At 40.1% G+C, this 14,584-nt stretch carries 12 protein-coding genes; all 12 read right to left on the reverse strand.

Annotated features, from left to right (window positions below):
- Positions 1 to 6: 6 nt before the first annotated feature.
- Entirely contained in the window at positions 7 to 276 is a 270-nt protein-coding gene (locus tag H5089_RS11400) for a K+/H+ antiporter subunit F (RefSeq protein WP_007378493.1), read from the reverse strand.
- Complete coding sequence (locus H5089_RS11405; RefSeq protein ID WP_024598208.1) at positions 270 to 806, reverse strand: Na+/H+ antiporter subunit E; 537 nt, start codon at positions 804 to 806, stop codon at positions 270 to 272. The genes H5089_RS11400 and H5089_RS11405 overlap by 7 nt, the downstream gene beginning before the upstream one ends.
- Positions 806 to 2,323 (reverse strand): monovalent cation/H+ antiporter subunit D, encoded by a 1,518-nt coding sequence (locus tag H5089_RS11410; protein ID WP_170072132.1) that lies wholly within the window; start codon positions 2,321 to 2,323, stop codon positions 806 to 808. The genes H5089_RS11405 and H5089_RS11410 overlap by 1 nt, the downstream gene beginning before the upstream one ends.
- Positions 2,320 to 2,673, reverse strand: a complete 354-nt coding sequence (locus tag H5089_RS11415) for a Na+/H+ antiporter subunit C (RefSeq protein ID WP_024598206.1) — start codon at positions 2,671 to 2,673, stop codon at positions 2,320 to 2,322. Before H5089_RS11415 ends, H5089_RS11410 begins: the two co-directional genes overlap by 4 nt.
- A complete protein-coding gene (locus H5089_RS11420; protein WP_024598205.1) occupies positions 2,673 to 5,465 on the reverse strand; it encodes a monovalent cation/H+ antiporter subunit A in 2,793 nt (930 codons plus the stop codon). Before H5089_RS11420 ends, H5089_RS11415 begins: the two co-directional genes overlap by 1 nt.
- A 216-nt stretch (positions 5,466 to 5,681) precedes the next feature.
- Positions 5,682 to 6,857 (reverse strand): hypothetical protein, encoded by a 1,176-nt coding sequence (locus tag H5089_RS11425; RefSeq protein WP_182712232.1) that lies wholly within the window; start codon positions 6,855 to 6,857, stop codon positions 5,682 to 5,684.
- Positions 6,844 to 7,722 carry a lipoprotein NlpI gene (nlpI, locus tag H5089_RS11430; RefSeq protein ID WP_024598203.1) on the reverse strand — a complete coding sequence of 293 codons (879 nt, stop codon included), beginning with the start codon at positions 7,720 to 7,722 and terminating at the stop codon, positions 6,844 to 6,846. Before nlpI ends, H5089_RS11425 begins: the two co-directional genes overlap by 14 nt.
- Before the next feature lie 140 nt (positions 7,723 to 7,862).
- Positions 7,863 to 9,989: a polyribonucleotide nucleotidyltransferase gene (gene pnp / locus H5089_RS11435; protein ID WP_182712233.1), complete on the reverse strand. Its 2,127-nt coding sequence runs from the start codon at positions 9,987 to 9,989 to the stop codon at positions 7,863 to 7,865.
- 620 nt (positions 9,990 to 10,609) lie between these two features.
- A complete protein-coding gene (gene rpsO, locus H5089_RS11440) occupies positions 10,610 to 10,879 on the reverse strand; it encodes a 30S ribosomal protein S15 (RefSeq protein ID WP_002958490.1) in 270 nt (89 codons plus the stop codon).
- A 153-nt stretch (positions 10,880 to 11,032) separates the two neighbouring features.
- Positions 11,033 to 11,992, reverse strand: a complete 960-nt coding sequence (truB, locus tag H5089_RS11445) for a tRNA pseudouridine(55) synthase TruB (protein ID WP_002958489.1) — start codon at positions 11,990 to 11,992, stop codon at positions 11,033 to 11,035.
- The gene (gene rbfA, locus H5089_RS11450) at positions 11,976 to 12,458 is read right to left on the reverse strand and encodes a 30S ribosome-binding factor RbfA (RefSeq protein ID WP_002958487.1); all 483 of its coding nucleotides are present in this window, start codon (positions 12,456 to 12,458) and stop codon (positions 11,976 to 11,978) included. The genes truB and rbfA overlap by 17 nt, the downstream gene beginning before the upstream one ends.
- A gap of 109 nt (positions 12,459 to 12,567) precedes the next feature.
- Positions 12,568 to 14,584, reverse strand: a 2,017-nt coding sequence (infB, locus tag H5089_RS11455) for a translation initiation factor IF-2 (RefSeq protein WP_182712234.1), incomplete at its 5' end; no start/stop codon positions are given.

Genomic DNA, 14,584 nt, shown 5'->3' on the forward strand with positions numbered 1-14,584 from the left:
TTCACCTTATTCAATTATATCGCCGCGTAGTAAATACTTACACACTGCAACTGTACTTATAAAACCAAGCATGGCAATAAGCAGTGCTGCTTCAAAGTAAAGCCCTGTGTCCATACTTATACTGTATAAAATAATCAGTGCAATAACATTTATGTACATTGTATCGAGCGCTAAAACACGGTCAGGCACTGACGGACCAATAATCAATCGCCATAAATTAAGCAATAATGATAAGCCAATCATCGAAAAAACAATGAGTAATACGGTGTCTAACATTGAAATATCTCCTTCAGTGGAGCTTCGTAGCGTTGTTTTATTTGTTTGATAAGTGCTTCTTCATCTTTAAGGTCAAGCACATGTATTAGTAAGTAACGTTGTGTTGGCTCTTCACCTTCAGGTAACGATTCTGCAATTGGATAAACCTCTGCGCTCACTGTACCGGGTGTAAGCGATACACTACTGGCCAATATAGTAATTGGCATATCATGAGTTAAATCAATCGGTACTTTTATAAAGGCCGGGCGTAAGTTTTTAGATGGCCCAAGTATAAGTAAAGCCACCTGTAGATTTGCAACAATAATATCGTAAAGCACTATAAGTAACTGCTTTAATGCTAGTCCAGGCCTTAAAATAAGAGGTTGAGGTTCGCGAAGTGAAAAGCTTAATAGGGGTATAAATATAGCAAAAATAGTCGCTAGCACTAAGTGTCCTACCGACACGCTATTATTTAACAATAACCATACCATAAACAAAAACAGGCTACGAAATGGTGTTGGTAACCAACGAAAACGGGCTTGTAATCTCATCACATGCCTCCTTTAAGTACAGCATTAATACCGCCGCTTATATCATGTAACTGAGTAGCAGCACCTAGCATGTAGTCACTTATTGGCCCGCCAAAAATAACTAGCAATGGCGAACAAGCAAGTAAACCTATAATTACAGTTACCTGCAACGGGTGTGCATTTGCACTATCTGCGTTTTCGCTTTTTTTACTTTTATGCTCCCAAAATAAGGTCGTGCCAGCACGCGAAAGCGCTACTAATAACGCAAAGCTTGTTACTAAATATACAGGCCAAAATAGTAAAGCTTGCTCACTATTTAATGTGGCTTTAAGTATCCAAATTTTACCTACAAAGCCTGATAGTGGCGGCATACCAACTACTGTTAAAGCCGCAACAATAAAGCACACACCTAATAAAAATGGTTGTTTAACGCAGCGACCTGCTACTAGCCTGTCGCCAACTTTACCGCGCTGGATTGAAACTAAATCTGCTAATAAAAATAGTGCGGCACTAACAAGTGTTGAATGAACTAAATAATATAAAAGTGCAGCAGTGGCATTTACATTTTGTAATGCGATTAGCGCAACCAACGTTCCAACTGATACCAATACTAAGTTAGAAGTGAGTTTACGTAAGTCTTGCGCTGCCATAACACCAATAGCACCCACTATAATCGTGGCAATTGCTAAGCCCCAAAGCCAAGGCTGCGCCATATGTTCAAGCGCCCCTGCTTGTTCGCCAAATATCACAGTGTAAACACGAAGCATAGCGTAAACGCCTACTTTGGTCATAATCGCAAATAATGCAGCAACCACAGGTTTAGCGCTTGAATATGTATTTGGAAGCCATAAATGCAGAGGTAATAATGCGCCCTTTAATGCAAATACAATGAGTAGTAATAAACCACCAGCCTTTGCTAGGTATACATCATCGCCCGTAAGCTCGGATACTTTTTGCGCCATATCTGCAATATTAAGCGTACCAAGTACACCGTACAAAATACCCAAACCGATTAAAAACACGCTTGAGCCAACTAAATTCAATATTACATATTGCAGTGCAGCACGAGTGTTTTGTTTATCACCTGCATGCATTAACAATGCATAGGATGCAATCAGTAACACTTCAAAAAATACAAATAGGTTAAATAAATCGCCCGTTAAAAACGCGCCATTTACACCCAATATTAAAAAGTGGACAAGTGGATGATAAAAGCTGCCCTTTTCATCATCGCCAGCACTACCATATAAAATAGCGCCCAAACCTAAAAGTGAAGTTAACGTAACTAATAAGGTAGATAACATATCAGCAACTAAGACTATCCCAAATGGTGCAGACCAATTACCAATAGCGTAAACATTAATACCCGTATTATTAATATGTACCAGTAAAAGCACACTAATGGCAAAAGTAGCTATTGCCATTACAATTGAAACTAAGCGGCGAATTTTGACGCTTTTACCACACGGCGGCAGTAATAAAATAACTGCCGTCAGCATAGGTAATAAAATAGGTAGCGAAGCTAAATGTTGGATCATTTTTGCTCCTTATTATCTGCAGAGGTATTAGGCACATAACCATCAACATGGTCACTACCTAAATCGGCGCGCCCACGTATTGCCAAAATAACCACAAATGCGGTCATCGCAAAGCCGATTACAATAGCGGTAAGCACTAAAGCTTGAGGTAGAGGATCTGCATAATCTGATCCTGTGCCAAGCACTACTGCTTTATTAATAGTGAGACGACCTGCTGAGAACAAAAATAAGTTAACAGCGTATGAAATCATAGTAAGCCCAAGTACTACAGGGAATGTACGAGCTCTCAGCAGTAAAAACACACCGCAACTGACCAATACTCCAACGCAAGATGCGTACAATAATTCCATTAAATATTTACCTCTTTTTTCTGGGTATCTGCTGTCATATTACCTAAGCTTGCTAAAATCATTAACGTAGCGCCTACAACTGTTAAGTAAACACCTAGGTCAAATGCAATCGCGCTGGCAAGCTCTGTTTTACCGACAAACGGAATATCAAAGTAGTCAAACCAAGTTGTTAAAAATGGCTTATCAAAGAACCAACTACCCACACCTGTAAACAAAGAAATACCAATGCCTGAAGCTATAATTTTGCGATAATTAACATCAAAACGTTCGTTAATCCATGCCGTACCATGCGCCATGTATTGCAAAATAAACGCGATTGATGTTACTAACCCAGCAATAAAGCCACCACCAGGTAAGTTATGCCCACGTAAGAAAATATACGCAGAAACCAATAAGGCAAGCGGCAATAAACTTTGTGAAATACTCGCCAGTAATATTGGGTGACGCTCTTTAGCCCATGGGCGCCCTTCACTGTCACTTGCAGGCATAAATAATGGGATTCGAGAAAGTACTTTAAATATACCTAATGCGGCAATACCTAATACGGTAATTTCGCCAAGCGTATCAAAGCCCCTAAAGTCGACCAAAATAACGTTAACTACGTTAGTACCACCGCCACCAATCTTAGCGTTAGCAATAAAGAAGTCTGAAATTGAATCTAATGGACGTGTAAGTAATGCATAACAAATACTCGCTATAACTACACCTAGCGTAGAGGCTATGCCTAAGTCTCGAAGTACGCGTAACGAACTTGATTCTTTTGGCGTATGCTGCGGTAAAAAAAACAATGCCAGCATAAGTAAAATAATAGTAACAACCTCAACGGTTAGTTGTGTAAGTGCTAAATCAGGTGCAGAAAAACGTGTAAATACAACCGACACCATTAACCCTACAATTGAGAGCATTAACAACGATACCATTCGAGAGCGATGCCAAATAACGGTAGCAAGTGCACCAATAATCAACAAGCCAGCTCCAATTGCATTGTGCACATCAACCGGCGTAAGTGGCATGCTACCGGCAAGCTGTTGCATTTCAAATAATGGCCAACCCGCACACAGTAGTACTACTGCTAACATAATTACAAGATAGCGCTGTAGGGAACCATTTTCTGTACTATTTACCTTTGATTGACACCAAGCAACGATACTTAAAATTACACGTTCAAAGGTTTTTTTAGCATTGAGAGGTGGTAGTGATGCTTGAAATTGAAATAGATATTTACGATTAATGTAAATAAATAAGCCGCCAGCAATCGCCATTGCACTCATAAGTAGAGGTAAGTTAAACCCATGCCAGATAGCTAATTCGTACACTGGCATTTCTTTTCCAAGTACAGCTAAAGATGCCGCAGATAAAATACCGTCAATTGTAAAGTGCGGGAACATGCCCACCAATAAACAAATCACAACGAGTATTTCTATTGGTACACGCATATAACGTGGTGGTTCATGCGGCGTTCGAGGTAAATCAATCGGGTCGCCATTAAAAAATACGTCGTGAATAAAGCGGGCTGAGTACGCTACAGCGAAAGCACCTGCAACAGTTGCCAATACTGGAATTAACCACGACATAGAACCAAGCACTTGCTGATGCAGTGTTTCTGCAAAGAACATTTCTTTCGATAAGAAACCATTAAGTAGCGGAACGCCAGCCATTGCCGCTGCCGCGACCATTGCAAGTGTAGCTGTGTAAGGTAAGTATCGCCACATGCCATTTAATTTACGCATATCACGCGTGCCCGTTTCATGATCAATAATACCAACTGCCATAAATAACGATGCCTTAAAGGTTGCATGGTTAATTATATGGAAAATAGCAGCAACGGTCGCAAGCTCAGTATCAAGTCCTAATAGCAGCGTTATTAAACCTAAGTGGCTTATTGTTGAATAGGCTAACAATCCTTTTAAATCGTGTTTGAATAATGCTATGTATGCACCAAACAATAGCGTTGCTAAACCCGTTAACCCTACAAGTAAAAACCAAGTATCCGTGCCAGCTAAAGCAGGATGAAAACGCGCTAACAAAAATATACCGGCTTTTACCATAGTTGCAGAATGTAAATACGCACTTACTGGAGTAGGTGCTGCCATTGCATGAGGAAGCCAAAAATGAAACGGAAATTGTGCCGATTTAGTAAACGCACCTAATAGTACCAATACCAATGCTACTTCGTATAAATCGTGGGATTGAATGATTGCTTTGCTTGCTAAAATAACATCTAGGTCGTAACTACCAACAATGTCTCCTAATAACATTAAGCCAGCAAGTAGTGCTAAGCCACCCGCCCCTGTTACTGCAAGCGCCATACGTGCGCCCTTACGCGCTTCTGACTTATGCCACCAAAAACTAATTAATAAAAATGAACTTATACTCGTTAATTCCCAAAACAGCCACAATTGGATAACATTATTAGACATAACAATGCCAAGCATTGCGGTCATAAATAGCATTAAGTAACTATATAACTTAGCCATTGAATCGTTAGCACTGAGGTAGTAACGCGTGTAGAGGATAACGAGCAGGCCTATGCCTAAAATCATAAACATAAACAATAAACTAAGACCGTCTAACCGCAGAGATAAGTCGAGTCCTATTGACGGGATCCAAGCTAAAGAATAACGAATTGTTTCGCCCGCTAAAACTGCAGGTGCATGGTATAGAGTAATCCCCAAAGCAGTCAAAGGCGCAAGAGCCGTTAAACTAGTGCTTAAATTACGGGATAACTTACCTGTGCATGCAGAAATAACACTGCCAATTAAGGATAACAAGGGTATCCAGAGCAAAGTCATAATGTAGGGCCTTTTATAATCATAAGTTTATCAGGGCATCTCTTTTTTAATACTAAGTGATGCTTTTACTGCCTGTTTTTAAACGACATTAATGACTATAGTTATACTGAAAAACACTTATTTTGTCTATAAAAAGCGGTTCTATATGGACATTTTTCAAACAATAACTAACAATTTATTAAGCCTAAAAAAACAATTAATTAATAGTGATAATTGTTAGTTTAATATAGTCTTATTTGCAAATGTAAGCGCGCTAGAGTGACGATGAAACTTACCATTGGTCGTATCTAAATGTTTCAACCAAAGTTGCCTATACTGCGCTGAGAGACCTAACTGCTGATATTGCATAATGGACCAATTTTCACTGGGCTTATAAGCAATGCCTCCTTGCTGACAACTCTTTGCCTTATGCCAATCTGTTGGCGGCGGCTCACCATGAGAAATAAATAGATTAGGCGCAACAAAACCTGTTTTTGCACACAACCATGCTTGCTTAGTTTTAGGCAAAGCGTATTCATCCTCAAAACCGTTAAAATGCATCAGCTCGTGCAAAAATACACTGTATTTTGCTTTTGAGTTTATTAGCATTGTTCCCTTCGTGACATTAGCCGTACCGTCTTTAGGCATCATCACTATAAAATCATAATTGTTAGGAAGCTGGTTATTAAGTTTAGATAATTCCCAGTCACACTTTGCTATTTTACTAGTGCTACTTTTGCACTCAAGCATACCCGCAACGTAAACTGGTTTTGAAAAGCAAAAAATATTTTCACGGGGCTCTGGCTGTTTATTATAAGTATTAATAAACTCTGTAAGTTTATATAAGCCACTACGATGATCGCTCATAGTCAGTACGTTAAACATACATTGCTTATTAGGTTTGCTTATATTTCTTAAAGATGAAAAACCAAGATTGTGGATAAACGCGGTAGATACTTTACTCTGTGGTGTTTTTAACTGAAGTTTTAGATGATTTAGCACATCCCCTGCTGGTAATTTGTTTTTACTAACGAGTAGTTTTAAATCCCCCCAACGTGATTGCTCAAGCAACTTTGCTGCTAATATTTTACGCTCTGGGATTGTTAAGTCATTTATAGCGGAGAGCCAAAATGGTTTTGCAGTTTCACTCTGACTGCTTTTAATAAGCTTAAGAGAATACATATATTGCGCTGAGGAAATTTGATTGCGAGCGAGTATAGCTAAAGAGGTCTTTGGTAACTTCTCTAGGTGATCTGAAAAGTGAACGGGTGAATTCCAATAACTTTGTAGAACATTGGCTTTTGTATTTAAAACATGCCAAAAGCCAATAGCGCCAAGGTGATTACTCGAGCCTGTAATTAACAAACAACATAGTAATACACCTATTAACTTAAAACGCTTAACTTGCGTCAACACCTTCCATCAACTCAAGTTCTAAACGCGCATACTTGTACTCAATAAACTCGTGTACATTGGTTGCTAGCGCAAGCCTAAAATAGTCTGATGCTAAATACAGCTCACCAGCTGCTTGATGCATTTTGGCTAAGTAAAAATAAGCTTCACATAAACGCTGCGCATATTCTTGCTCGGTTCTAACACCATCACTAATGCCAGATAAAAATGCATACTCAGTCATATCCCCCGTATAAAGAGAAATTAACTGATACGCCCATTGCGATTCATCAAGTGCTGTTGCATTAGTTTTAAGTGATTCAAGCGCTGCTGCTTTATCTTCTTGTGCACTGGCTAAGTAAACCCATAAAACACGGTATGGATCATTTGGAGAGCGGGCTAAAAACTCATCAAAGTCGTTTTTAGCAAGACCTGCTCTATCACCGTAATAAAGGGCTATGCCTCTATTTAAATAAGCATATTCATGCTCTTCATCAAGCTCAAGGGCTGAATCAAAAAACTCATAGGCTTTTTCGTATTGCTGCATAAGCGTATGTTGAATACCTAGAAAGTTATATACTTCAGCTAAATCAGGTTTAAGCTTTACTGCGCGGTTAAAATCAATACGCGAAAGAGTGGTCATACCTAAACTATCAAAAAGTACACCACGGTCATAATAAAGCTTAGCTTGTTGCTCTTCGCTTAAGTCAGCTCTATTCAATAACTCTGAGTAGCGTGCAATGGCAATTTCACTTCTAAAGTCAGAAGCTAAAGGTGCAGTAAATGGCACATTAACAATCGGGGTTGGCTCTGATTCGGTTGTAGTTTGGCAAGCGCTTAAAGACAAAATAGCAAAAGATGCCAAAGCTAAATGTTTGAGTATCATTAAAATCCTTAATACCAAGATATATCGCGATTAATATAAGACAGACCTTGTCCAATAAGGTTTCATTAAAGCATAAAAAAAGGGGCTAAACAGCCCCTTTTTTATCATCTAGCTAATATACTAGATTAATAAGTTAGCAATTACGCGTCAGTTGGCGCGTCAACAGCTGGTGCTGCTGATTCCATTGCTTCTTTAATACTTAGACGTACACGGCCTTGGCGATCTACTTCTAGTACTTTAACTTTAACTTCTTGACCTTCAGAAAGGTGATCAGCCACGTTGTTAACGCGCTCAGTACTAATTTGAGAAATATGTACTAGACCATCTTTACCTGGAAGAATGTTTACAAATGCACCGAAGTCAACAATACGTACAACTTTACCTTCGTAGATAGTACCTACTTCAAGTTCAGCTGTTAATTGCTCAATACGGCTAATGGCATTAGCTGCACTTTCGCCATCTGTAGCGGCAATTTTAATTGTACCGTCGTCACCGATTTCAATCGTTGTACCAGTTTCTTCAGTAAGTTGACGAATAGTTGCGCCACCTTTACCAATAACTTCAGCGATTTTCTTCTGTGGGATTTTCATCGTGTAGATACGAGGAGCAAACATTGATAGCTCTTCAGAAGGAGCAGAAATCGCTTCATCCATCACTTCTAAGATATGTAAACGTGCAGCTTTTGCTTGTTTAAGCGCAATTTGCATGATTTCTTGAGTGATACCTTCGATTTTGATATCCATTTGAAGTGCAGTAATACCTGCAGCAGTACCGGCAACTTTAAAGTCCATGTCACCTAAGTGATCTTCATCACCTAAGATGTCAGAAAGAACAACGAATTTATCGTCTTCTTTAACTAGACCCATCGCAATACCGGCAACAGATGCTTTAATTGGTACACCCGCGTTCATAAGTGCTAGAGAAGTACCACAAACAGACGCCATTGAAGAAGAACCGTTTGATTCAGTAATTTCAGATACTACACGGATTGAGTAAGGGAACTCAGTCAGAGTAGGCATTACAGCTGAAATACCACGCTTAGCAAGGTTACCATGGCCGATTTCACGACGCTTAGGAGAACCAACAAAACCAGTTTCACCTACACAGAATGGAGGGAAGTTGTAGTTAAGCATAAAGTGGTTTTTATGAGTACCAGTTAAATCGTCGATTAACTGTGAATCACGTTCTGTACCAAGTGTCGCTGTTACTAACGCTTGAGTTTCACCACGTGTAAAGATAGCAGAACCGTGAGTACGCGGTAATACGCCAGTCATTACGTCTAGTGCACGAATCATATCTGGTTCACGACCATCGATACGTTTTTCGCCAGCAGCTATACGGCCACGAACGATTTTCTTCTCAAGTGAACCGAAGATTTTGCCAATTTCTTGCTTGTCTAAAGACTCGCCTTCAGCAAGTTCAGCTGTTAATACTGCAACAACTTCATCTTTAGCTTCACCAAGAGCTTCTTTACGCGCTACTTTATCAGTGATTAAGTAAGCTGCGCCTACTTTTTCAGCAGCAATAGTTGCTACTTTATCTTCTAGTGCAACATCTTTCTCAGGTGCAGTCCAATCCCAAGTAGGCTTGCCTGCTTGCGCTTTAAATTCTTCGATTGCAGTAATGATCGCTTGAGATTGCTCATGACCATATACAACAGCGCCAAGCATTACGTCTTCTGCAAGTACGTTAGCTTCTGATTCAACCATAAGTACCGCTTTATCAGTACCGGCTACCACTAAATCAAGTTGGCTTTCTTCAAGCTCTTTTAATGTAGGGTTAAGTACGTATTCGCCGTTGATGTAACCAACACGAGATGCACCAATTGGACCACTGAATGGGATACCAGAGATAGCAAGTGCTGCTGAAGTACCAATCATCGCAACCATATCAGGTTGGATTTCAGGGTTAACAGAAACAACAGTAGCAATAACTTGTACTTCGTTTACAAAGCCGCTTGGGAAAAGTGGACGAATTGGACGGTCAATAAGACGTGCAATAAGAGTTTCGCCATCGTTAGGACGACCTTCACGCTTTAAGAAACCACCAGGGATACGACCAGCAGCGTACATACGCTCTTGGTAGTTAACTGTTAGTGGGAAAAAGTCTTGACCAGGTTGTGCTTCACGCTTACCAACAACAGTTACTAAAACTGAAGTGTCGCCAATGCTTGCAAGTACAGCGCCATCTGCTTGACGAGCGATTGCACCAGTTTCTAGAGTCACTGTATGTTGACCTAGTTTGAATTCTTTAATAATTGCTTGCACTTAAAATATTCCTTAAATGTATTCTAATAAGTTGTCATCAAAGTACCAATTACAGTACATAATTGTATTCAGTTGGAAATCAATTAAGTACTACAATTGGCAATGATGTGAATAATTGCAGATAAACCTTTTTACCTACGCGCATAGTATATACCAAAGCTACTTCAAAATGCGAGTCTAGGGTGTGTTGATCTTTGTGGATTGAAATTTGTTCAATCTAGGGGCGATTTAATCACGGCGCGAGATTTGTAACCTAGTGGGCTAAGTAAAAATCGAGTAACAAAGAGTTAATCGCCCCTAGGATGAACCCGCAGGGCAGCGCATGTTTGGCATTAATGCTGCGTTATCGCCTATTTGTGGCGAATAACCACACTACATAGGCGCTGCCTTGCCTAAAGACCAAACATACAGCTGCAAAATTAATCACGAAAGGTCAACACACACTAGCTACTAGATTTAAGCTGGGCTAATGAGTGGGTAAATACAACGATGCTTGATAAGCTATGAAATAGGAGTTTTACAATATAATTCAATAAGTTTATAAATTTGTTTTATTTTCAAACACAAATTTTAGGCACAAAAAAAGGAGCTAAAAAGCTCCCATTTCTATAATCTAGTTCTTAACGACGTAGGCCAAGTTCTTTGATTAGTGCAGTATAACTAGTGATATCTTTACCTTTAAGGTAATCAAGTAGTTTACGGCGAGTGCTTACTTTACGAAGCAGACCACGACGTGAGTGGAAGTCATGCTTGTGATCAGCAAAGTGACCTTGAAGCTTGTTGATATCATAAGTAAGTAATGCTACTTGTACTTCTGATGAACCTGTATCGCCTTCTGCACGTGCAAATTTAGCAATGATATCGATTTTTTCTTGATTGCTTAGTGACATAGTAACTCCAAAAATTAAATTTAAAAGATGTCTTAGCCGATCACTAATTCAGCCAAAACGATTAAGCCGGCGTATTCTACCAACTGTGGGAATAACTACAAGTTAATTATTCCCATCTACAACTAATAAGCCACTGCTGGGCACACTAATTGCTTATTCAGGCTTTACGTAATCATCTTGCTGGCTAGCAAGACCACGTTTAACCTTTAAATGGCCACTTGAGTTGCGCTCGCCAGTACCAATAAACACACCATCCGCAACAACTTTAATTGCCCCCTCAGGTAAAGCTTCAGGTAACTCGACTGCTTGCCCATGACTAAATACTTTGCCCTGCTCTTTCGAAATTTCAATAACAGGTAAATCAGTTAAAGCAGTGTCTATAGGTAATAACAACGAGTCTAAATAAGTAGAAGGCGCGAGCTCTTCTGCTTTCGCTTTAGCAAGCAACGCTTCAATTTCATCAAGCGAAACCATTTTATCTGCCGGATACTGACCAACAGCAGTTCTGTGAAGCATTATAACGTGTGCGCCACACCCTAGGTTTTCGCCCAAATCATCAACGATTGTACGAATATACGTCCCTTTTGATACATGAGCCGTCATTTGTAATACGTTGTTTTGTTCATCAAATTCGTCAAACGATAAGCTAAACACATTTATTTTTCTGCATTTACGAGGGACTTCAATACCCTCTCGTGCGTACTTATATAATGGTCTACCTTGATACTTAAGTGCCGAGTACATTGACGGATATTGATCAGACTCACCAACAAAAGCTGCAATTTCTTTTGTTAACTGCTCACGCGTCACATTCACATCTTTCGTGCTTACAATTTCGCCATCAGAATCTGATGTTGTTGTACGCTCACCCAGTTTTGCACGAACAATATAGGTTTTATCTGTATCGAGTAAAAACTGCGTAAACTTAGTCGCCTCACCAAAACAAATTGGCAGCATACCTGTAGCAAGCGGGTCTAAAGCCCCAGTGTGGCCAGCTTTTTGTGCAAAATAAACACCTTTCGCTTGCTGCAGAGCTTTATTTGATGAAATGCCTTGCGGTTTGTTTAACAACAAAATACCGTCAACTGCACGGCCTTTACTGCGCTTTGCCATCTGTATCAGTGCCTTCTTCGCTATCTGTATCTTCTACGTGCTTAGTACTTTGTTCACTATCTGAAATATCAGCATCAACACTTTCTACATCTTCATCGACATGCTTTGCGTTATCTTCGCGGATAATAGAATCCACTAAATTAGAAATACGCATACCTTCCATCAGTGAATTATCAACTACAAACTTTAACTCAGGCATTATACGAGCACGAATACGCTTACCAAGTAACGAGCGAATATAACCCGTTGCTTCATTAAGTACTTTAGCGCTTTGCTTAGCTGCATCTTCATCTTGTGTGTTAAACACAGTGATGAAAATTTTGGCATAAGATAAATCACGCGATACTTCTACCGCTGACACTGTCACCATACCTAAGCGTGGATCTTTAATTTCGCGTTGTAAAATTACAGCAATTTCTTTTTGGATTTGCTGTGCAACACGATCAGTGCGAGAAAATTCTCTCATTGCATTTGTCCTAAAATCATAACTTATTGAAATTTAATAATAAGCTAATTAAATAATGGATACACAAATGGGGGCTAAGCCCCCATTTATTAGTTTAGCGAGCTAACAATTAAAGAGTACGTTGTACTTCAACTGTTTCAAATACTTCGATTTGGTCACCAACACGTACGTCATTGTAGTTCTTAACGCCGATACCACATTCCATGCCGTTACGAACATCAGCAACATCGTCTTTAAAGCGACGAAGTGACTCAAGTTCACCTTCATAGATAACCACGTTTTCACGTAGTACACGGATTGGAGCGCTACGTTTAATAACACCTTCAGTAACCATACAACCAGCAATTGCGCCAATTTTTGGAGACTTGAATACGTCACGAACTTGCGCAAGACCAATGATTTCTTGTTTAAACTCAGGTGCTAGCATGCCTGACATTGCTTGCTTAACTTCTTCGATTAAGGCATAAATTACGCTGTAATAACGAAGGTCTAAGTTTTCAGTATCAATCACTTTACGAGCAGAAGCATCAGCACGAACGTTAAAGCCAACTACAATTGCGTTAGACGCTGCAGCTAGTGTCGCATCAGTCTCAGTAATACCACCAACACCAGAACCTACAATCTTCACTTTCACTTCATCAGTAGAAAGTTTAGTTAGTGAATCAGAGATTGCTTCGATAGAACCTTGAACGTCTGCTTTAAGTACCACGTTAACTTCAGAAACATCACCTTCAGTCATGTTAGTAAACATGTTTTCAAGCTTAGCTTTTTGTTGACGTGCTAGTTTAACATCGCGGAACTTACCTTGACGGTATAAAGCAACTTCACGCGCTTTACGCTCGTCTTTAACAACAGTTGCTTCGTCGCCCGCAGCTGGAATACCAGAAAGACCTAAAATTTCCACTGGAATAGATGGACCTGCCGACTTGATGTCTTTACCGTTTTCATCGCGCATTGCACGAACACGGCCATACTCAAGACCACATAATACAATGTCACCTTGGTTAAGCGTACCAGATTGAACAAGTACTGATGCAACTGGACCGCGGCCTTTATCAAGACGAGATTCAATTACAACACCTGCAGCCATACCTTCGGTAGGGGCAGAAAGCTCTAAAAGCTCAGATTGCATAAGTACGGCTTCAAGAAGGTCATCAATACCTAGACCAGTTTTAGCTGAGATATGAACGTACTGCGTATCGCCGCCCCATTCTTCAGGGATAACGTCTAGCTGAGCTAGTTCGTTTTTAACGCGATCTGGATCTGCGCCTTCTTTATCCATTTTGTTTACAGCAATGATTAAAGGAACGCCAGCTGCACGTGCGTGCTGTACCGCTTCTTTAGTTTGTGGCATAACACCATCATCTGCTGCAACCACTAAGATTACGATATCTGTCGCTTTAGCACCACGAGCACGCATTGATGTAAATGCAGCATGTCCTGGAGTATCTAAGAAGGTAATCATATTGCCATTTACATCAACATGGTATGCACCAATATGCTGTGTAATACCACCGGCTTCGCCAGAAGCAACCTTCGCAGAACGAATGTAATCTAGAGTCGATGTTTTACCATGGTCAACGTGACCCATTACAGTTACTACTGGAGCACGAGGCTCTGACTTACCATCTTCATGGCGGTCGTTAAGTACTGTTTGCTCTAATTCGTTTTCTTTAACAATGATAACCTTGTGACCCATTTCTTCTGCAACTAGTTGTGCAGCTTCTTGGTCGATCACTTGGTTAATAGTAACCATGTCACCCATTTTCATCATTGTTTTAACAACTTCAGCGCCTTTAACAGCCATGCGTGATGCAAGCTCAGCTACTGTAATTGTTTCGCTAATACGCACTTCATTTTTAACATCAACAGTTGGTTTTTGGAAACCATGCTGCAGCGATGCTGGTGCTTTTAATTTAGACTTGTTACGGCCTCTTGACGCTGCAAATTTATCTTTTGCTGGCGCTTTTTTCTTTTTCTTAGCACGGCGAGTGCCTTGCTCATCACGAGCATCGGCAACATCTTCTGCTTCACGTGCATAAGTTGAAGTCGTAAGATGATGATCCGCTGTTTCTTCGCGTTTCTTACGTTCTTCTTCTTCTTTCTTCCAGCGTGCTGAATTCTCT

It is taken from the genome of Pseudoalteromonas sp. SR45-1, assembly GCF_014163655.1.
In the GTDB taxonomy this organism is placed as follows: Bacteria; Pseudomonadota; Gammaproteobacteria; order Enterobacterales; family Alteromonadaceae; genus Pseudoalteromonas; species Pseudoalteromonas distincta.